At 42.3% G+C, this 20,720-nt stretch carries 23 protein-coding genes and 2 tRNA genes; all 25 read right to left on the bottom strand.

Annotated features, from left to right (window positions below; genetic code table 11):
- Positions 1-167: 167 nt before the first annotated feature.
- The 25 genes from GKC25_RS00395 to rnmV all read right to left on the bottom strand — a co-directional run bounded on the left by GKC25_RS00395 (position 168) and on the right by rnmV (position 20,632).
- Positions 168-239, bottom strand: a tRNA-Glu gene (locus GKC25_RS00395).
- A 26-nt stretch (positions 240-265) separates the two neighbouring features.
- Positions 266-339 (bottom strand) — tRNA-Met (locus GKC25_RS00390).
- 177 nt (positions 340-516) lie between these two features.
- Positions 517-915, bottom strand: a complete 399-nt coding sequence (locus tag GKC25_RS00385) for a S1 domain-containing RNA-binding protein (protein ID WP_003217901.1) — start codon at positions 913-915, stop codon at positions 517-519.
- An 82-nt stretch (positions 916-997) separates the two neighbouring features.
- The gene (locus GKC25_RS00380) at positions 998-1,372 is read right to left on the bottom strand and encodes an FtsB family cell division protein (RefSeq protein WP_003217952.1); all 375 of its coding nucleotides are present in this window, start codon (positions 1,370-1,372) and stop codon (positions 998-1,000) included.
- A gap of 18 nt (positions 1,373-1,390) precedes the next feature.
- Positions 1,391-2,029, bottom strand: a complete 639-nt coding sequence (gene yabQ, locus GKC25_RS00375) for a spore cortex biosynthesis protein YabQ (protein ID WP_060595359.1) — start codon at positions 2,027-2,029, stop codon at positions 1,391-1,393.
- A complete protein-coding gene (yabP, locus tag GKC25_RS00370) occupies positions 2,026-2,334 on the bottom strand; it encodes a sporulation protein YabP (RefSeq protein WP_003217974.1) in 309 nt (102 codons plus the stop codon). Before yabP ends, yabQ begins: the two co-directional genes overlap by 4 nt.
- Positions 2,335-2,408: 74 nt before the next feature.
- Positions 2,409-2,669 (bottom strand): RNA-binding S4 domain-containing protein, encoded by a 261-nt coding sequence (locus GKC25_RS00365; protein ID WP_008357417.1) that lies wholly within the window; start codon positions 2,667-2,669, stop codon positions 2,409-2,411.
- On the bottom strand, positions 2,666-4,150 hold the full coding sequence (gene mazG / locus GKC25_RS00360) for a nucleoside triphosphate pyrophosphohydrolase (protein WP_342689878.1): 1,485 nt from the start codon (positions 4,148-4,150) through the stop codon (positions 2,666-2,668). Before mazG ends, GKC25_RS00365 begins: the two co-directional genes overlap by 4 nt.
- On the bottom strand, positions 4,140-5,744 hold the full coding sequence (locus GKC25_RS00355) for a putative polysaccharide biosynthesis protein (RefSeq protein ID WP_034665727.1): 1,605 nt from the start codon (positions 5,742-5,744) through the stop codon (positions 4,140-4,142). Before GKC25_RS00355 ends, mazG begins: the two co-directional genes overlap by 11 nt.
- Before the next feature lie 193 nt (positions 5,745-5,937).
- On the bottom strand, positions 5,938-6,474 hold the full coding sequence (gene spoVT / locus GKC25_RS00350; RefSeq protein ID WP_003217990.1) for a stage V sporulation protein T: 537 nt from the start codon (positions 6,472-6,474) through the stop codon (positions 5,938-5,940).
- 139 nt (positions 6,475-6,613) lie between these two features.
- Positions 6,614-10,147, bottom strand: a complete 3,534-nt coding sequence (gene mfd, locus GKC25_RS00345) for a transcription-repair coupling factor (RefSeq protein WP_342689877.1) — start codon at positions 10,145-10,147, stop codon at positions 6,614-6,616.
- A gap of 67 nt (positions 10,148-10,214) precedes the next feature.
- Positions 10,215-10,445: an anti-sigma-F factor Fin family protein gene (locus tag GKC25_RS00340; protein ID WP_003217967.1), complete on the bottom strand. Its 231-nt coding sequence runs from the start codon at positions 10,443-10,445 to the stop codon at positions 10,215-10,217.
- A 55-nt stretch (positions 10,446-10,500) separates the two neighbouring features.
- Positions 10,501-11,067, bottom strand: coding sequence for an aminoacyl-tRNA hydrolase (gene pth / locus GKC25_RS00335; RefSeq protein WP_012008658.1), 567 nt, complete (start codon positions 11,065-11,067; stop codon positions 10,501-10,503).
- A gap of 140 nt (positions 11,068-11,207) precedes the next feature.
- The gene (locus GKC25_RS00330; protein ID WP_034665719.1) at positions 11,208-11,834 is read right to left on the bottom strand and encodes a 50S ribosomal protein L25/general stress protein Ctc; all 627 of its coding nucleotides are present in this window, start codon (positions 11,832-11,834) and stop codon (positions 11,208-11,210) included.
- A 137-nt stretch (positions 11,835-11,971) separates the two neighbouring features.
- Entirely contained in the window at positions 11,972-12,925 is a 954-nt protein-coding gene (locus GKC25_RS00325; protein WP_034665714.1) for a ribose-phosphate diphosphokinase, read from the bottom strand.
- Positions 12,926-12,947: 22 nt separating this feature from the next.
- Positions 12,948-14,318, bottom strand: a complete 1,371-nt coding sequence (gene glmU / locus GKC25_RS00320) for a bifunctional UDP-N-acetylglucosamine diphosphorylase/glucosamine-1-phosphate N-acetyltransferase GlmU (protein ID WP_034665711.1) — start codon at positions 14,316-14,318, stop codon at positions 12,948-12,950.
- Positions 14,319-14,517: 199 nt separating this feature from the next.
- Complete coding sequence (spoVG, locus tag GKC25_RS00315; protein ID WP_034324487.1) at positions 14,518-14,814, bottom strand: septation regulator SpoVG; 297 nt, start codon at positions 14,812-14,814, stop codon at positions 14,518-14,520.
- Between the two features lie 225 nt (positions 14,815-15,039).
- On the bottom strand, positions 15,040-15,417 hold the full coding sequence (ridA, locus tag GKC25_RS00310; protein ID WP_034665708.1) for a 2-iminobutanoate/2-iminopropanoate deaminase: 378 nt from the start codon (positions 15,415-15,417) through the stop codon (positions 15,040-15,042).
- Between the two features lie 38 nt (positions 15,418-15,455).
- Entirely contained in the window at positions 15,456-16,289 is an 834-nt protein-coding gene (gene purR, locus GKC25_RS00305) for a pur operon repressor (RefSeq protein WP_034665706.1), read from the bottom strand.
- 55 nt (positions 16,290-16,344) lie between these two features.
- A complete protein-coding gene (gene ispE, locus GKC25_RS00300) occupies positions 16,345-17,214 on the bottom strand; it encodes a 4-(cytidine 5'-diphospho)-2-C-methyl-D-erythritol kinase (protein ID WP_034665703.1) in 870 nt (289 codons plus the stop codon).
- Positions 17,215-17,360: 146 nt separating this feature from the next.
- The gene (locus GKC25_RS00295; protein ID WP_012008653.1) at positions 17,361-17,546 is read right to left on the bottom strand and encodes a small, acid-soluble spore protein, alpha/beta type; all 186 of its coding nucleotides are present in this window, start codon (positions 17,544-17,546) and stop codon (positions 17,361-17,363) included.
- A 163-nt stretch (positions 17,547-17,709) separates the two neighbouring features.
- A complete protein-coding gene (veg, locus tag GKC25_RS00290) occupies positions 17,710-17,967 on the bottom strand; it encodes a biofilm formation stimulator Veg (RefSeq protein WP_003217979.1) in 258 nt (85 codons plus the stop codon).
- 213 nt (positions 17,968-18,180) lie between these two features.
- The gene (gene yabG / locus GKC25_RS00285) at positions 18,181-19,065 is read right to left on the bottom strand and encodes a sporulation peptidase YabG (RefSeq protein WP_095286200.1); all 885 of its coding nucleotides are present in this window, start codon (positions 19,063-19,065) and stop codon (positions 18,181-18,183) included.
- A 135-nt stretch (positions 19,066-19,200) separates the two neighbouring features.
- On the bottom strand, positions 19,201-20,079 hold the full coding sequence (gene rsmA, locus GKC25_RS00280) for a 16S rRNA (adenine(1518)-N(6)/adenine(1519)-N(6))-dimethyltransferase RsmA (protein WP_095286199.1): 879 nt from the start codon (positions 20,077-20,079) through the stop codon (positions 19,201-19,203).
- The gene (rnmV, locus tag GKC25_RS00275; RefSeq protein WP_095286198.1) at positions 20,072-20,632 is read right to left on the bottom strand and encodes a ribonuclease M5; all 561 of its coding nucleotides are present in this window, start codon (positions 20,630-20,632) and stop codon (positions 20,072-20,074) included. Before rnmV ends, rsmA begins: the two co-directional genes overlap by 8 nt.
- Between the last annotated feature and the right edge of the window lie 88 nt (positions 20,633-20,720).

Genomic DNA, 20,720 nt, shown 5'->3' with positions numbered 1-20,720 from the left:
TATAGCGAAGGTGAAAAAGAAATTTTGTCAAAAGAAGTTGTCGTTTCCATAAAACGTTCGACGCTTTATTCGTCAAAGAGGCATACTTTCATGAAAGTCGATGTCTTTCATCAGAATTTTACGAAGACACAAAAAAACAGCCTTCCTAAAGAAAGCTGTTTTGAAGATGACCCGTACGGGATTCGAACCCGTGTTACCGCCGTGAAAGGGCGGTGTCTTAACCGCTTGACCAACGGGCCTTGCTTTTATGTTCTACTAAAAAGGATAGCGGCGGAGGGGATCGAACCCCCGACCTCACGGGTATGAACCGTACGCTCTAGCCAGCTGAGCTACACCGCCATAATAAAAATGCGCTAAGAAGCACAAGATCTATAATACAAAGGAATCGCTTGTCCGTCAATAGAAAGTTTTAAATTAAATGACGAAATCTCAAAAAATGTCGTATGGATCAAGAAAAAAAGCACCTGCGGACAGCAGGTGCTTTGTTGTGAAAGATATATAGAAAGCAGCAACAAGTTAACCTCTTCTTGCTCCGCGTCCCCCACGTTTTGATTCCGTGTTACGTTTTAAAGATGTTAAGCGGTCTTCACTATCTTTTAAGAATTTGTTCATTTTTTGCTCAAACGATTCCTTCGGACGGAAATCATTTCTGCTCGGTCTTGATTGTTGTTGTTGAGGACGATCTTTTGCTTTTTTAATGGACAAGCCGATTTTACCGTCTTTTTCAACGTTAATCACTTTCACTTCAACTTGTTCACCGACTTTTAAATGCTCATTAATATCTTTTACATAGTTATCGGCTACCTCACTGATATGAACGAGACCAGTTGAACCGCCTGGCAACTCCACAAAAGCTCCAAAATTTGTAATGCCCGTAACTTTCCCTTGTAACTTGCTGCCAACTTCAATCGACATAAAAAAAGTGCTCCTCCTTAGACTTATAAAAAAATCTCATTTGTTCAATTATACATAAACTGAATTTTAAGTGTCAACAAGGCTAATCGCTCTTATTGCCCACATCAAAGATTTTTTCGCCTTTTTTGGACATATAATAGTCTCGTCGTGCCAGTTCGAGTACGTATTCTTTGCTTTTCAGCTTTTTAATTTCATCAGAAATATCTTCCTGCTTTGTTTGTAATTGCTTCAATTCTTTTTCAAGCGCAACCTTCTTCTCTTCTTTTTCCTTTAATGAGGACGATTGCGACCAGAGGGCACTTGTCACCAAGACAGCAAACATGAGCACAATCACACCAAACACGGTAAGCCTTCTAAGGAGTCCACGGCGTTTGCGTTTTAAGCGCTGTGCTTGCTGTTCCATTTGTTTTTGGTAATCATTTTGAATTTGTGCGATATTTCTTTTTCTCTTGTTCAAGGTTGAAGGCCTCCTCTCTTACTTTGTCCAGAATTGTTTCCATTTCGTTTTGATGGTACCAGATAATTTCTTGGTCCCTTGTAAAATTCCTGCTCCTTTAGAGAAAAACAATCTCATTGATGTTCGCCATTTTTCGGGAATCCGATGAATAATGGTCACATTAAGTAACCAGATGAGCGGATAACAAACAATGGACAGCACCTTCCACACGAGCCGAAACGTAAAATGAACAAGACGTAAGAGCAAGTGGAGCAAGAACATAATAGCACTTATAATCAATGTCAGCAGCCAGCGGATTGGCTGGAATACGATGGACATGACCAGCCGTTTAAGGACGAGAGCGGTCTGATACACACACATCATCATAAACTTGAGAATGTTCATATACAGCTGTTTCATCAATGCCTGATACATCGAGAAACCTAGTGCAACGGCTAGAAAGATATAAAGCCTGAATTCTCCCTCATTTGTCAGCAGCAGGACATAAAAGAATAAGAGGCCCTGTACCAGCCAAAAAAGGAGATCGTGTATGACCAAAAGCCATTTTGCTGTCTTTTCCCGATTCACAAACAGCTTGTACGTATCAAGCGATGCGCCCAGCCAGATGCCCATCGCTACCATCGAAAGCATCGTATAAAACTGGACTGTCAGCGTCATTTAAACAGCTTGCTAAAAAACCCTTTAGCTTTCTCCCCGTGCTGCTCATCTACATAAATTAAGTCAAAGACACGTCCTTTAATCGACACAACACCTTTTTCGACGTCTAGGTTTTTCATTTGCAGATTTTCTCCACGGATAGCGAGAATCCCCATGACTGTCTCAAGCAGAAATTCTTCATTATCAAAGCTTTCCACCTGTTTGACGCCGGTAATATCTAAATGCTTTCTGTTTCGCATTGTGATATTGTGCTCCGCTTCTGATGACAGCTTCGTGCCTTGAGGTTGATTATAATATTGATTCATTTATACATCCCCCATATCTCATACTTGCATTGTTACTGCATTGTATGTGACAGGAGGATCATTTAGAACAAGCCCTATTCTGCTGTTTTTTCTTCTTTTAGCACAGTATACATGCCAGCGGCTTCTTCTTTTTTCGTCGTGTCCTTTAACTCGTTGACTTGAACCGTCACAATTTTTTGACCAAAACGGATTTGAAGCTCGTCTCCTTCTTTCACGTCAGAGCTGGCTTTCGCCTGTGTGCCGTTAATAGAAATTCTGCCTTGATCAGCTACTTCTTTTGCCAATGTTCTTCTTTTAATTAAACGGGACACTTTTAAAAATTTATCTAGTCTCATGTATGCTCACCTCTTTCTATACGTTTGGCATCGTTCCATAGATCGTCCATTTCCTCTAGCGTTAAGTCCTCTAATGAACGTCCCATGTCCTTTGCTTTTTGTTCGATATGCTGAAAGCGACGCATGAATTTTGTGTTGGCGGAAGCGAGTGCCGTTTCAGGCTCTAGCTGATAGAACCTTCCAATGTTGACGAGAACAAACAAAAGATCTCCAAATTCATCTTTCATCTGCTTCGTTGCACTTTCGTCCGGCTTCTCTGCCACTTCAACGAGAAATTCCTGCTTCTCTTCTTCGTATTTGTTCCAAATATCTTTCACATCTGTCCAATCAAAGCCTACTTTGGCGGCTTTCTTTTGGAGCTTATATGCCTTTGTTAGTGCTGGAAGCGCCGCCGGGATGGATTGCAAAATGGAGGCTGCCCGCTCCGGCTTCTCCTGCTGCTTGATTTTTTCCCAGTTGGCGACCACATCTGCTGCTTCAGAAACATTTGTGTCACCAAACACATGGGGATGTCTACGAATCATTTTTTCTGTGACATGCTGGATGACGTCATCAATTGAGAAAAAGCCGTCATCTTCACCAATTTGGGCGTGAAGTAACACCTGCAGCAGCACATCTCCGAGCTCTTCCACCATATGGTCTGGATCATCTTCATCGATCGCTTCAAGCAGTTCATAGCATTCTTCAATTAAATATGGTTTAAGTGACTCATTGGTTTGTTTTTGATCCCATGGACAGCCGCCCGGACCTCTTAATGTACGTATGACGTCACGGAAAGTGTCAAATTGTTGATAAAGCAGCTTTTCATCTTGAATCGGAGGTACATAAACACTCGTTAAGTTATTTATCGACACATCTCGATCAAGTTCAAATAAAGGAACGGCAGTAATCTGTTCCTGACTGCTTCCAGCCGCAGTCACAATATAGACTTCATAATCGTCAGGAAGCTTTTCCATCAGCGTGAGTTTCACATTCGAAGCGGTCAGCTGATCATATACCTGACAAATGAGGACATGCTGGGTCAATTTCAGATCGTCCGCTCTCATATCTCCTGCATCAACGAATTGTAATCCCTCGATTGGGTCAATCTGCAAGGAGTTAAACGTCGCATCCAAAAAGCTTTGTCCACCAGCAACAGACACATCAATCCCGCGTTCGTGCTGCTGAGAAACTAATAGCTGGACAGTCTTTTCTGCGACAAATGGGTGACCTGGTACTGCGTACACAATCTCCTGTTCCGCAGCCTCTGTAAATAAAATTTCAGTGATTTCCTGATATACCGAATCAAACTGATCGTGCTTTTCATAAATTTCATCAAAAAAGGTCAGCGATGAGACCTCCTGCATCAACTCTGCGGTAAGCGGATGATCCTGCGTTCTCATAAATACTTCTTTCGCCTGCTTCAGCTGCTTGTATACACCGAGCGTCAGCTGATCCATGTCGCCTGCCCCGAGACCGACGACGGTAATCTTACCTGCCATTTCGATTCCCTCTCATCTGTTTAAAATATAAAATCTTTTCTCCTAATGGAATGAGTCTCCATTCCTCGTCCGTAAATACTTCTAGCTTAAGAATACTATATAAAAAGGCGAAACCACCAATAAAAACTGACGTCAGGCTCTCTAAAACGAAAAAAGGACGTTTTTCAAAGGGAATGACCCAAGAAAACAGTGCCTGATACCCTATTAAGACAATGGCCATGAAAGCAGCCGATAAAAGAATTTTCACTGGGAACAGCTCTCTCAAAGAAATCCATCCTTTATGCCTCAAATAAACGGCATTGAGCAGAGCCGCAGCGAGAAAACCACATACGGTTGACCATGCGGCACCGTAGATGCCAAATAGCGGGACAAGTGCAAGCGTTAGTATCCATTTCACCAGCACACTGAGAATCACCACAACAGCTGGATACACAGTATGCCCGAGCCCTTGAAGTAAAGATGCTTGCGTAATCGCAATCGATGTAAATGCGATGGAAATACAGAATATTTGCAGCGCATCGGTGCCTAAGTCATTACGAAAAAGCATGGTATTGACTGACGCTAGAATACAAATCAGCCCAACTGCTGAACCAATCCCTAAAACCGACGTGGTCTTAAACGATGTACGCACTTTTTGCCTTATCGCTTCATGCTCTCCATTCCTCATAGCCGCCGATAAAAATGGCACAAGAGAGGTTCCGATGCTAATGGCAAACACCGTCCCTAGCTGTAAGAACGGCTGTCCTCGGTCATACACACCTTTTGCCGCCTTTGCCGCGGCTTCACTCAGACCCTCACTGCGCAGCAACGCATACAGATGAAAGGCATCAACCATTTGCATCCATAAAATGAGCAGTCCGCTGACACAAATCGTGAATGTATACAGCACCAAACTCTTCAAAACATCCTTTTTCCGAAGTGTCGCCTGTTTGCTTGTCATACTTGCAGCAGACTGTTTTCGGTATGTCAGCCAAAGAAAAAGAAGTAGTATAAGCGAGGCCGCACTCCCCGCTATGGAGGAGAAGACCGCACCCGCCCCTGTTTCATAAAGCGAATAGCCGCGCCTCACGAAATAGAAGGATAAAACAAGCAGGACGCCTACCCTGATGAGCTGCTCCACCAATTGAGAAATAGCCGTTGGAAGCATCATACCGTCACTCTGAAAAACTCCCCTCAGCATCACGGTAAGCGGAAGAAATAAAAACACGAAAGCACTCATTTGGATGAGCAGGATTAATTGACTGTCCGCCATAAGGCTCGCAATTCTGCCTGCTCCTATGTAAAGACAAAGAAATAAGACCAAGCTCAGTAAAGTGATATAGACCAAGGATACCCTTGTAATGATCCTTCGATTCTCTTCCCCATGCTCACTCAGAAGCTTGGACACCATGACAGGAAACCCTGTGGTGCCGAGCATGATGGCAATGCCAAGGAAGGGATACACTTGCTGATAAATATAAAACCCTGTGTCTCCTACGATGTTCTGGAATGGAACACGATAAACGGCACTTAGAACCTTTGATAACAAGCCTGCGATGGTCAAAATCACCGCACCCTGGAAAAGCCAATGCGGCTGATTCACAGCATTTTTCATGGATGACTCCTTTAAAAATAGATCTACAGTTAAACGCACTCATTATATCATACGTGAATGAAAAGCCGTTTCTTTCTAAGGAGTAGACGGCACATTCCTCGTTTTGTTTCATCCCATATAAAAAACGCCGACAAAATCAAATGATTTCATCGGCATTCTTTCGTTTTATCTATATGATATAGAATTATTAGACCTAATGTTCCATTTGACGGGCTAAGAAGCCAGCTGCCGTTTCTGCCGCTTTATGCTCCACTTCTCCCATTGAACGCTCTTTAGAAAATAAGACGACGGCGCCAATAGGATCTCCGTTTGCAACAATAGGTGCAATGGTATAAGCAGATACGTCATCATCAATACCATCGACAAGTTGAATTTCTTTTTTGCTTTCTTCTAATACAGAATTACGCTGGTCCATTGTTCGTTCAAGTAAATCACTGATGGATTTGTTTAAGTACTCTTTTTTCGAACTGCCGGATACAGCAATATACGTATCTCGATCACAGATCAGGATGGAATGACCCAAACTGTCGAATAATGCATCAGCATATTCCTTCGCAAAGTCTCCTAGCTCACTAATCGGCGAATATTTCTTCAAAATCACTTCTCCATCGCGGTCGACGAAAATCTCAAGCGGATCTCCTTCCCGGATGCGCAATGTTCTGCGAATCTCCTTCGGAATAACCACTCTACCTAGATCATCGATGCGGCGTACAATTCCAGTTGCTTTCATTCACTGCTGCCTCTCTTTCGTTTGATGATGTGTTGGGTGAATGGAACAAAAGCGTCCACTTTATGCAACATTCACCACTTGACCCTGAGTTTAGTATCCGTCACATCAAATGTAATATACACGAGAGACAAACAAAATTTTATGAAGATGGAATGGTTTCTTTTTTCACTTCTTGAAGGCCTCGAAGCATATTCAGAACGATCTCAAGCCATTCCTCAGTCTTCTTGCCTTTCGTTTGAACAGAAATAATCAGCTTGCTGCCTTCCATTCCCAAGCCTATATCACGACCATATTTACTGCTGAGCGCAAATAATTTTTGACCGTCGATTTCACTGCTTGCTTGCTCTTCAAGAGTAAGCCTGACAATGCCTTTCTCCATCTTGATCAGTTCGACACGTTCCTGCACTGCGTATACTTTCATCGTCGCAATCGTGAACAAGTCCGCCACTTCTTGCGGATATTCACCAAATCGGTCGATCATTTCATCTTGAAGCTCTTTTCGCTCTTCGATTGATCCAATCGCTCTGAACTGTTTATACATCTCGATCTTTTGCTTCCCATCCGCAATGTAAGTGTCCGGGATGTAGGCATCGATTTGCAGATCGATTTCCGGTTCGAATTTATCTTGAGCCGTTGTATCGCCTCTTCTTTCCTCAATGGCTTCTTTCAGCATTTGAGAATAGAGGTCGAATCCAACAGAATCAATGAATCCATGCTGCTGTGCACCAAGTAAATTTCCTGCTCCTCGAATCGTTAAATCACGCATCGCAATTTTAAATCCTGATCCGAGCTCTGTGAATTCTTTAATAGCTTGAAGTCTCTTCTCTGCTACTTCAGACAGAACTTTATCTTTTCGATACGTGAAATAAGCATATGCGACACGATTCGAACGTCCTACTCGTCCTCTTAGCTGGTACAGCTGAGAAAGCCCCATTTTATCCGCATCGTGGACGATGAGCGTGTTCACATTTGGAATGTCGACTCCCGTTTCAATGATGGTGGTACTGACCAATACATCTGATTCACCTTCAAGGAAATTGATCATCACTGATTCCAGCTCGTTCTCACTCATTTTCCCATGTGCATAGCTGACTTTCGCGTCTTGGACTAGCATGGAGATTTCATCTGCTTTGCGTTCAATATCTTCAACACGGTTGTAAAGAAAGTACACTTGACCGCCGCGTGCTAGTTCTCGCTCAATCGCTTCTCTGACTAAAGCGCCATTGTACTCAACCACATAGGTTTGAACAGGGAAACGGTTTTCAGGCGGTGTCTCAATAACCGATAAATCCCGTACGCCAAGCATAGACATATGCAGCGTACGCGGAATTGGCGTAGCCGTTAATGTCAGTACATCGATATTGGCTTTCATCTGTTTAATTTTCTCTTTATGCGTCACACCAAAACGCTGCTCTTCGTCAATGATCAACAAACCTAAGTCTTTATAGACAATATCTTTAGAAAGCAAACGGTGTGTGCCGATGACCATATCAATCGTTCCGTTTTTCAGCCCTTTTAACGTTTCGGTTGTTTCTTTTCTTGTACGGAAACGGCTCAGCTGAGCGATTTTGACAGGGTAGTCTTGGAATCGGTCCATAATCGTGTCAAAATGCTGCTGCGCTAAGATGGTTGTCGGTACAAGCAGAGCAACCTGTTTTCCGTCAGCAATGGCTTTGAAGGCCGCTCGAATCGCCACTTCTGTTTTTCCATATCCCACATCTCCACAAAGCAGGCGGTCCATTGGACGCTCCCGCTCCATGTCTTGTTTGATTTCGTGAATCGAACGGATTTGATCATCTGTTTCCTGGTAAGGGAACGCTGATTCAAACTGGCGCTGCATCTCATGATCAGGCGAGAAGGCATACCCTTTGCTTGCCTCACGTTCCGCATACAGCTTAATGAGATCATCTGCGATGTCCTGTACAGATGTTTCCACTTTTTTCTTCACACGTTTCCAATCGCTGCCGCCTAGTTTGTACAGCTTTGGTTCTTTACCTTCTGATCCGACATACTTCTGCACCTGATCAATTTGTTCAACCGGTACATAAAGCTTGTCGCTTCCTTGATAATGAATATTTAAATAATCTTTATGAATGCCGCCGATTTCAAGCGTTTCAATTCCTAAATACTTACCGATCCCGTGGTTAATGTGCACCACATAATCGCCGACTTGAAGCTCTGAATAGCTCTTAATTCGCTCTGCATTGGTCAGCTTTTGCTTACGTGCCTGCTTCTTCACACGTTTCTTGAAGAGCTCGCCTTCTGTGATCACGGCAATTTTCGATAACGGCAGTTCAAAGCCTGTTTGCAGCTCACCTTGTAAAATATACACCTGTCCGCTTACAAGCTCGGCGTCCGGCTTGGCAAGAGCGGCTTCAATGTCATAATCATGTAAGACAGAAGATAGTTTATCTGTCCGCTCTTCATCCGCACCTAAGAAGACAACTGTATATTGTTGTTTTTTGTAGCGTTCAATTTCACTCGCAAGCACATTCATCTGCCCGTGGAAATTCTGCATTTGCTTACTAGATACATTGACGATATTTTGCGGATTTGTCTGCTGGACATGTCTCAGGAACAAGGAGTAGTACAGAATAGACCGCGATTGCTGATTGATCAGTTGTTGGAACGGGAAAGAAAGGGATAAATCATGAAGGATATTGCCTTCTTCAAGCAGGCTAATTGTCCAATCAGCTTCTTCCTGTTCAAGCTGTTCTTCCATCTCCTGAATTCTGCTAATTTCATCTAAAATAATAATCGTATCCTGTGATGTGTAATCTAGCAAACTAGCAGGCTTTTCATAGAAATAGGACAGGTACTTCGTCATTTCCTGTGTCACGATACCTTCTAGCAGCTTCTCTCGATCAGCAGAAATATGTTGATGAAGCAGTTCTTTTTGCTGGTCTGAGTTAAATTTCTTTAAGCTCTTCGCAAGTCCTTGATCAAGCTGTTCAATGGCTCTCACTCGTTCAGGACCTCTCACAATCAGCTCTTTTGCGGGACCGATTTTAATCTCTTGAAGTGTTTCTAATGAACGCTGTGTATCTGAGTGGAACGTTCGAATCGAGTCTACTTCTGTATCAAACAGCTCAATACGGATCGGATGATCTTCCGTTAACGAATAAATATCAATGATTCCTCCGCGCACACTAAAATCTCCGGGCGCAGCAACCATCGACGTCCGGTCATAACCGATTTGTACAAGTTGTTTTGAAAACGCCTCCAAATCAATTTCTTCACCGAGCTTTAAATGGATCTGACTCTCCTTCCAGAGCTCAACTGGCGGAAGCATTCTGCGCACCGCTGCAGCCGGTGTGACGATAATGGGGTTTTCTCCATTCGCCAGCCGGTTCAGAACATCTAGACGCTGTGCTCTGAGCTCAGGGCTGGCAACGGCAATTTCTGAAGCAATGAGTTCATTAACAGGATAAAGAAGGACCGAGCGATCTGAAATCACACTGGCAAGATCATCTGTTACCTTCTGCGCTTGATACAAGTTGTGAGTCACAATAAACATCGGCCGCTTAAGTTCGTCTGATATAGCGGCTGTAAATAAAGATCTGACGGAGCCTGATAGTCCGGCGAGCAGCTGTTCTTTTAACCCTTCCTTTAGCCCATTAAAAATGGACTGAAAATCATCACTTTGTTTGATAAATGATTGTATATTTTTCATTTGGCTCCTCCTCCCTGCTTGTTTAAAACAGAAAAACGCTTTGGTCTATTATCTACACCAAAGCTTTTTATTGAATAAAGGTATGATACTGATGGTAATCAGGATTTCTTTCGAGCGCCTCTTGGCAATCCTCACAAATGGTTTGTACATGTAGATCACCATTTTCCCTATAAGAAATCATATCGTTTCTTTCCTCATTTGTTAAGTGATGAAATCCAAGTGCTTCACTTTGAACAGCGGATTCATCTAGACTGCCAACCTTTACACCACAATGCCGGCAGTAATAATGCAAAGCCATACGTGATCCTCCCATGCTGAGATTTTATAATCAGTATGTGCTTTGCTTATCATTCTTATACCTTCTTGTTAAAATCATTCATCACTTCTAAAAATGGCTTTGTTAAAGCCGCCTCGCAAGCTTCGACAGACGCCTGAATGGCTGATGCAATGTCAGGCTGCTCCTCTTCAGAAAAGCGTCCTAGCACGTAATCGACGACCTTCATGCCATTTTGAGGACGTCCAATGCCGATACGGAATCGGTCAAACTCAGGTGACCCTAAATGCTGAATCAACGATTTGATTCCATTATGCCCGCCTGCACTTCCTTTTGTACGCAAACGAATCCGCCCAGTTGGCAAATCAAGATCATCATAGATGACTTTCAAATGTTCAAGTGGAATATCATAGTAATCCATTAGCGGACGCACGCATTCTCCTGATAAGTTCATATATGTAAGCGGCTTTACAAGTAGAACCTTTTGCCCTGAAACAAACCCTGTTCCAAATTGTCCATGGAATTTTGATTGATTTAAGGGGATGTCCCATTTTTTCGATAATTCATCTATTGTCATAAACCCGACATTATGTCTTGTTTTTTCATATTCTTTTCCTGGATTACCTAATCCAACGAATGCAATCATGAAACCAATAACCTCCTTTGTCACAAAGCACACGCCTAAAAAATGAGCCAATAGGATTGCCCCATGTAATAACGTATGAATTCTTTTCATTCTAGCACAAAAGACGCAACCGCGGGAGGGTTACGTCTCTAAATGACCAGTTATTCTCCATCGTTATCCTTTTCTTTAATGGCCTCAGGTTCTTTTGGTTCGTCTTCGCTATCTGGCTCAGGAACCTCTGATTGCTGAGGCGGCAAAATGGATGCAACGACTTCTTCTGGATCGTTATTCACTTGATATGATGACTGAACAGACAAATCAGCGACTGTTAGGACATCATTTACTTCTAAGTTTGTAATATCTGCTTCAATATGCTGCGGGATATCTTTTGGTTTCGCTGTAATGGATAGTTCAAATAGTGGCTGCTGAAGCACACCGCCATCTTTTACCCCTTTAGATTCGCCAATCAGCTGGACAGGTACATCTGCTTCAATTTCACGCTGTAAGTCGACCACTTGGAAATCTGCATGGACAAGCTCATTTTTCAGCGGATCTGTTTGTAATTCTGTGACCATCACGGATTTTGTTTCACCGTTCACGTCTAATGTGATGATTGTATTCTTTCCTTCATCACGTAAGGTCTTTAATAAATCGATGCTGTCTAGTGAAACAGCCAGGTTGTCTGTATTTTTTCCGTATATGACACCAGGAACGTGTCCTGAATGACGGATTTTTTGCAGTGTGGAACGTTTGAAATCAGTTCTTTTATTTGCTTTTAAAGTTGCCATATTCAGCACCATCCTATTTCATTTTTGTCACTACTCTCATAATTACCCATAAGTGAATCATTTTAAACCTATTTGCTCTGAATGATGACAGCAAAAAGACCCCAAGCTGATGCCTAGGGCCTTTTTTAATCAGAAAATTAGCTAAAAAGGTAGCTCACAGATTCTTCTTCATGTACACGGATGATGGCTTCTGCTAGCAAAGGCCCAACTGAAAGCGGAATGAATTTTTCAACTTTCTTGTCATCTGTTAAGTGAATACTGTTTGTCACAACCAATTCTTTTATTTTAGAATTTGTGATACGTTCTACTGCTGGTCCAGACAATACTGGGTGAGTACAGCAAGCATATACTTCAGCCGCTCCATTTTCCACAAGTGCATTTGCAGCAAGTGTAATGGTACCAGCCGTATCAATGATATCATCGATGAGAATCGCCGTTTTGCCTTCAATGTTACCAATGATGTTCATCACTTCAGCAACATTTGGCTTCGGACGACGTTTGTCGATAATAGCGATTGGCGCTTTCAGGCGGTCTGCCATTTTACGCGCACGTGTCACACCACCGTGGTCTGGAGACACAACGACGATATCATTCAAATTTTTCTGTTCGAAATAGTTTGTTAAGATTGGCACAGCCATTAAGTTATCGATTGGAATATCAAAGAAACCTTGGATCTGCGGCGCATGAAGATCAAGTGCAATGACACGAGTAGCACCTGCTGTTTCAAGCAAGTTCGCAAAAAGCTTCGCAGTGATTGGCTCACGAGGTTTTGCCTTACGATCTTGACGTGCATATCCGTAATAAGGGATCACAATATTGACCGTTTTCGCAGAAGCGCGTTTTAGTGCATCCACCATAATGAGCAGTTCCATAATGTGCTCATTGACTGGCGCACTAGTTGATTGAATGACATAACAATCACAGCCGCGAATACTTTCTTCAATATTGATTTGGACTTCACCGTCACTAAAGCGTTTAACAGAGCTCTTTCCTACATCAACTCCGATACGATCGGCAATTTCTTTAGCAAGTTCAGGGTTTGAATTCAAAGAGAATATCTTTAAATTCGCATCAGCATAACGATTAGACATGGTAAACCTCCGGGTATTTGGATTATTTTTTATGAATATTTTTCACATAATCTTCTTTATTGACTTGTCTTGCTCTAGCAATAGACAATGCATCCTGCGGTACATCTTCTGTAACCGTTGAACCAGCTGCAACATATGCCCCTTTTCCGACAGTGACTGGTGCCACGAGATTTGAATTACAGCCAATAAAAGCGCCATCTTCAATCTTCGTTAAGAATTTGTTCTTCCCATCATAGTTGACTGTAATAGATCCACAGCCAAGGTTTACATCAGTTCCGACCTCTGCATCTCCAATATAGCTTAGATGAGATGCTTTGCTGCGGTCACCGAAAACCGTTTTCTTGATTTCGACAAAATTCCCGATCTTCACTTCATCGCCAATTTTCGACAACGGGCGAATATGAGCAAACGGCCCAATTGTCACATCGACTCCAACCTCACTATCGCAGACGACAGATTGCTTAATCACTGTGCGATCTCCGACGATGCTGTCAACAATTTCAGTGTTTGGCCCAATAGTAGCGTCTGCACCGATTTTCACATTCCCTTTGATGACCGTCCCAGGATAAATGATTGTATCTTCACCGATGACAGCATCTGGTGAAATATACGTGTTCTCAGGATCAATCAAGGTCACACCATTCTTCATATGCTGATGATTAATACGTCGCTTCATGAATTGCTCTGCTTGTGATAGAGCGATACGATCATTGACTCCAAGTGTTTCTTCAAAATGCGGTGTTTGATATGCTGCAACCGTTTGCCCTTCATTCTTTAAAATTTCAATGACGTCTGGCAAATAGTATTCACCCTGTGCATTTTCATTCGATACTTGCTCAATCACACGGAAGAGATCTTCATTTGAAAAACAATAGGTCCCTGTATTAATTTCATTCACTTGACGTTCCGCATCATTCGCATCTTTATGCTCCACAATTTTCACGACAGCACCGGTTTCGTCACGAATAATACGACCATAACCTGTCGGGTCATCCGCATGTGCTGTTAAAATAGTGACTTTCGCTTGATGTTTTTGATGCTCGCTCAACATAGCTTCCATTGTTTCCGCTGTCAATAATGGCGTATCACCACAAATGACAATGGTTGTTCCCTTTTCCTGCGCAAGGAACGACTTTGCTTGTTTGACGGCATGTGCTGTTCCCAGCTGTTCTTCTTGAAGTGCATACTCACTTCTGTCTCCAAGCTGCTCTTTGACGTTCTCTGCTCCATGACCGACGATCGTCACTAGCTTGGCTAAAGAAAGCTTTAACGCTTCATCTGCCACATGCTCGACCATTGGCTTTCCGCAAACTGGATGAAGTACTTTGTATAGCTTTGACTTCATTCTCGTTCCTTTTCCCGCTGCTAAAATCACTGCGAACCGCTTATCCATTGATTGGCCTCCAATATCCCTATTATCCATAGAAAAATATATCCTAAATAAGGACTGATTTCAAGGATACAAGAGGAAGTGCAATAATTTTCTAATGGTTGAAAGACATAAGAAACAAGAGAAAAAACGCAAAAAAGACAGCATTTAAAAGAAAACATTCCATTTTCTCTTAAAGCTGTCTTTTTGGATTCACATATGATTAAGAAGCTCCAGCTTCTTCATATTCAATTGTTTCTTCCTCTTCGCCTAAGCGATGATATTCATTTAATACAGCATCTTGGATTTTACCCCGAGTACCTGAATTAATTGGGTGTGCAATATCGCGAAACTCTCCATCAGGCGTGCGTTTGCTAGGCATTGCCACAAACAACCCATTGTTTCCATCAATCACACGAATATCATGAACAACAAATTCGTGGTCCAGCGTGATGGATGCAATCGCCCTCATGCGACCATCGGTATTCACGCGGCGTAATCTTACGTCAGTAACTTCCACAGTAGTTCACCACCTTTTCCCAATATAAAAGCATTACTTAGGTATTCAACGATTGTGGTGATTCTCCTGCTCTTTTTTTAAACTTTTTTTGAAATATCGGGATATTTATACATTATTTGTCATTTTGGTGACGATGCTTACATTCTCTGCGTGAAAAAAAGACATCATGATGATGTCTTTTCCTGCATATGATGAAACCAAACGGCTTTCGTTGAGACTGCCTGTTTACTTTACTAATGCAATCACTTCAATTTCTACGAGTGCATCCTTAGGAAGTCTTGCTACTTCCACACATGAACGAGCTGGCTTATGTGTATGGAAATACTCACCGTACACTTCATTTACTTCTGCGAATTGTTCCATATCTTTGATAAAAACTGTTGCTTTCACGACTGTCTCAAAGGAAGCACCTGCTGCTTCAAGTACGGCCTTAAGATTACGGAACACTTGATGTGTTTGTTCTTTAATATCTCCATTTACAAAGTCTCCAGCTGGCGTTAATGGAATCTGCCCTGAGCTGTAAAACATGTTATTGACAATAATCCCTTGAGAGTAAGGTCCAATGGCTGCTGGTGCATGTTTGGTTTGAACAACTTTTGTCATATCAATCTCTCCCATTCAACTACATGTTTGATCAAAGCTTAAGCTTTCGAATGAAAAAACTCGTGGAAATTACCTTCATTGATCTCAATGATCTTCTGCTTCATATCAATGGTTGAAAGCTTTAAAAGCGATACATATTCATCAACGAGACGTTCATTTACGCCTTCATCTTCTAAAAGAACACCGATCCCTGCAACATTTGCATTAAATTCCTCAAGCAAATTCATCATGCCGTTAATGGTTCCGCCCGCTTTCATAAAGTCATCAATGATTAGGACATTGGATCCTTTATCTAAACTCCGCTTTGCAAGTGACATGGTTTGAATTCGGTTAGACGAACCTGACGCGTAGTTAATACTTACAGTTGATCCTTCGGTTACCTTATTATCTTTTCTAACGATCACAACAGGCACATTTAAATAACCCGCAACAGAATAGGCAATTGGAATACCCTTTGTCGCAACGGTCATGACGACATCAATCGCACGGTCTGCAAAGATGGTCGCAAACAGCTTACCGATTTTCGCAAGAATTGATGGATTACCTAAAACATCGGTTAAATATAAATAACCGCCAGGAAGTACACGTTCAGGAGTCGATAGAGCCTCTCCGATATCGTTTACTACGTCGTCTGCTTCTTTTAGGTGAATCTTTGGAATATATTTCACTCCGCCAGCAGCACCAGGTACAGTAAGCAATGTGCCTATTCCCTGCTGTTCGAAGGTCTGTTTGATAATCGTTAAGTCTTCACTAATGGAGGACTTCGCAGATTGATATCTTTCTGCAAAAAAAGTTAACGGTACTAGTACGTGCGGGTGGGCTAACAAATAATTTGTTAAGTCCACCAATCTGCCGCTTCGACGAAACTTCATGAACTTACCCCCAGAACCCGAATAATTTATGATAAATATAACTTAATATACGGATTTAATCAAGGGCATTTTGTTCGCCGATCATGCGGACAGCGTATACTTGATCACAAAATCCTCTCAGTCCGTTATATATTCTTTGTACCTTCGATTCATATTGAATCAAGCCAAATACTGTAGGGCCGCTTCCACTCATTAAAACAGCGTCAGCACCGAAACGCTTCATCTGTCTTTTGATCATATCTACTTCTGGGTACATCTTTAATGTCACAGACTCTAGAACGTTGCCGAGTGAGCCGCACATCTCTTTATAATCTTTCGCTTCAATCGCTTCAATCATACGCTTTACATTTGGGTGTTCTACTTTGCTTGCGTCATATTGTCTATAGACTTCAGCTGTAGATACCCCAATCACCGGCTTCGCTAAAATCACCCAGCAATGCGGCGGTGTCGCAATATGCTTCAGCTTTTCTCCACGTCCTGTCGCTAGTGCTGTGCCTCCGTGTACACAAAAAGACACATCTGAGCCGATCTCCGCTCCAAGATCAGCTAGTTCATCTAACGTGAGGTTTAATTTCCACAAACGATTTAAGCCGCGAAGAGCTGCTGCCGCATCACTGCTGCCCCCAGCTAAACCTGCTGCGACTGGAATTGCTTTTGTGATGACAATTGATACACCTTTTTGAATACCGAACCTTGTTTTGAGTAATTTAGCCGCCTGATAAGCCAAATTACGCTGATCATCTGGCACGAATCGATTATGAGATGATACACGGATTTCATCCTTGTCCAGCTCCGTCAGCTCTAGTCGATCTGCAAGGTCTATTGTTGTCATCACCATCTCCACTTCGTGATATCCATCCGGTCTTTTTCCATGAACATCAAGTGAGAGATTAATTTTTGCCGGTGCTTTTTCTAAAATACGCAAACATTTCACCTACTTCTCCATCTAAACATAAGTATCAATATTGTATCACATTTGATGGATCTGATGAATATAGGCTTTTACGCCGAGCACACTGACTTTTTCATCAAAAAAAGCCAGAGACACCCGAGGTATCCCTGACCGTTTTTCTATCGTTGATTCTCATCCTGAGCCATGTGCTGTTGAGCTAATTCAATGGCACGTTTGACCATATTACCTGCGTCACGCGCACGAATCTCTCCCCAGCCTCCATTTTTGACGGTATCATAAAATCCAAGATCCTTCGCCAGCTCGTATTTGAACTCATCTGACATAATGCCTCGGCGTCTACCCAAACGAAACAGCCCCTTTAGTCGAGAATTCGAATCAGTGCCACTGCTTGTGTGGCTTTCTTATTTTGTATCGATTCCTTCCTTTTACCCCTTTCAAAAAATGGACAGACTCCCATTCAGAAAAAAAGGCAAAACAAAAAGCAGTAAACAAGAAGTTCACTGCCCATTAATAGGCGACTGAGCTAGCGGTATCATCGAACGTTAATTCGACCGTCTCAGTCAGTATATCTGCATAACTATAAGAAACTCTTTCAAACGAATTCTCATCTTGATCTAATTGAATCACAAATACAGAAGGGTACGTTTCAGCTAAAATGCCCGAACGCTCAATTGTTTTACGGCGGCCCCCGTTAGCCTTTAACGTCAAACGTTTACCTAAGTTACCATCAAGCGATCTTTTGATGTCGGACAAAGTCTTCGCCATTGCATCCACCTCACTGAGATAATTATACAACAACGGCCCGTTTTTGTCAAATAAAAATTAAATTATATCAACGAACACGAGCCATTGTCAACAAAATAATTTTGACAAACTTCTACCTTTTCTTCTCCCTATTTTTCTCAAATTCCGGTGAATTATGTATCCTTTTGAAATTTCTTTTTGAACATAAAAAAAACCAGACTGAAATCAGTCGGGTTATGTCGATTCATGGTCTCTTTTATATGGCATACCTACCCTTAGAACACCCTTCGTCTCGATGCCTCCGAGGCCTTTTTCTCTTGTTAATGTATTTCGGAGCACATCCCACACGTTGATTCGATCTACAAATGGAGTGAAGCTGATCTTCGCAACGATATAGACGGGGTCGAGCGCATGGATATTCACACGTGAAGGCGAGCTCGCAAAATTGGCACCTGCTTGGATCAATGATTCAAAATGAGATTGACAGGCACCTGCAAAGATCACAAGCTGATCTAAATGAGGAATTTTCCGTCTTGCTTTTTGAACCGTTTCAACGAAATGACGAGAATGGCGATAGGCACCGATATCATGTACGCCGCCCTTTTGCTTGGAATACGCATCATGTCCTGTGATGACCAAAATATCAGGTCGATATTGATCAATTAACGAGTCAATCATGCTTGGCATTTTCTTCTCATGGCAATGTACACCATACACAGGTACACCAATTCGTTCATATACATCTAAGCATTTCTTTAAGTATGAAGCATCTCCATCTAAATGAAGGACCTTTCCAGGCATGTGAAAATACTGCTCTTGATGCTGATATTGTCCAGAAGTATAATACTCTTGTTTTTCCCGCAGCAGCTGATAATCCTGTCTTAGTAAATCGAGCGATTCATTGATTTTTCGCTCGTCATCCTTCTCTCTAGTCAGCTGTTCCTCTTTTTGAATCTTGACGAGATCTGACACCTTGGCATCTGCAATCAGCCTCACTTCATTCCCATGCAATATGGCGGTGGCTTCGTGCTGATCGGTCTCATCAATTCGAATGATTCGAAACATAATATCCATTTGATAGGATGCCCTTGTCACCATATCTCCTATTTGAAATTGCATGCTTTTCACTCCACAATCAGGCTCATATCCTGTTGGTATCGTCTTACGCTAAAATATGTTCTTCTTTCATGTGTGCTGTTCTTTCTAGCCTATGCCCGAACGAACAAAGTGGTGAAAAACAAAAGAAAAAAGCCCTTAAGACAGGGCTTTTTGTAAAACGTTCGACAAACGGGCAAATTCCTCAATGGATAATGACTCGCCGCGGCGCTTTCCATCAATGTCTGCTGTTTGAAGTGCTTCTTCGATGATGGCTTTATGTTTTTTTCCATCAGGTAAATTGTTCATGAGATTATTCATCAATGTTTTTCGGCGCTGACCAAAGCTCGCACGGATCAATTGAAAGAAAAAAACATCATTTTCTACTGAGACAGCAGGCGTTTCACGAACGGTTAGTTTAATCACAGCCGAATCCACATTAGGCTGTGGAACAAAAACAGTTTTAGGCACAACCATTACTGTTTTCGCTTCCGTATAGTATTGAACTGCGATAGACAGCGAATTGTATTCCTTTGATGAAGGGACTGCTGCCATACGATCTGCTACTTCTTTTTGCAGCATGACCACAATCCCTTTCAATGGAAGGTTTTCTTCAAGCAGTTTCATAATAATCGGTGTCGTCACGTAATATGGAAGGTTGGCGACAACCATCACTTCTTTACAGTCAGCAAAATTTTCCTCAATGACCTTCCTCACATCTGCCTTTAATACGTCTTGATGAATGATCGTGACATTATCATATGGAGAAAGCGTATCGTTTAAAATGGGCAATAAACGCTGATCGATTTCAAAAGCAGTGACTTTCTTTGCACGCTTAGCGAGCTGCTCGGTCAATGCACCGATACCAGGCCCAATCTCAATCACGCCGGTCTCATCCGTCACCTCTGCGTGATCGACAATACGATCGAGTATATTTGTATCAATTAAAAAGTTCTGCCCTAAGCTCTTTTTAAAAGAGAAACCGTATTTCTTCAGTATTTCCTTCGTTCTGATGGGTGTCGCAATATCTTTATTCATCGGCTTCCTCCTGCATGACGGTCTTTAAGGCCGCAATAAAATCATGTTTGGTTATTTGGAACATGTGAAGGCGCTTTTGCAGCTGCTTCGCATTGGTATATCCTATATTTAAAAGCACACCTAGTCGTTCGCGGCGGCGTTTCGACGATTCGCCTCCGATAAGGCCTGCGTCAAATAAGTCATCTAATGTAATGTCACTTTCCGATTCTTCCATTTCCTCATGGACATGGGCTAGGCATTCTCGAATACTGTCCAAGGAAGCATGCTCGACGCCAATTCCTTTGTCCCGCTTCGCCTTCGCAAGATGTTTTGGCAAAAATGCGTGCTTACAGCCAGGAACCGCTTCTGCGATGGTTTTCCGGATCTTCTCTCCAGGGAAATCAGGATCAGTTAAAATAATGACCCCTCTCGTCTCCTGAGCAAGACGCACTTGTTGAATAACTGTATCACCAATAGCTGATCCGTTTGTTTCGATCGTATCTGCATCAACTGCCATCTTCACTCTGGCAGTGTCATCACGACCTTCCACCACAATGATTTCTTTGATTTTCATGTATTCCTCCGCTTGCAAAAACAATAAACAATTTTTGGTTAAAAAATGAAACCTTTCATGCTGTTTTTGCGTCTAATTAATTAGAAAA

This window comes from Bacillus pumilus (assembly GCF_038738535.1).
Classification (GTDB): domain Bacteria; phylum Bacillota; class Bacilli; order Bacillales; family Bacillaceae; genus Bacillus.
This window is presented reverse-complemented; position numbering and strand designations above follow the sequence as displayed.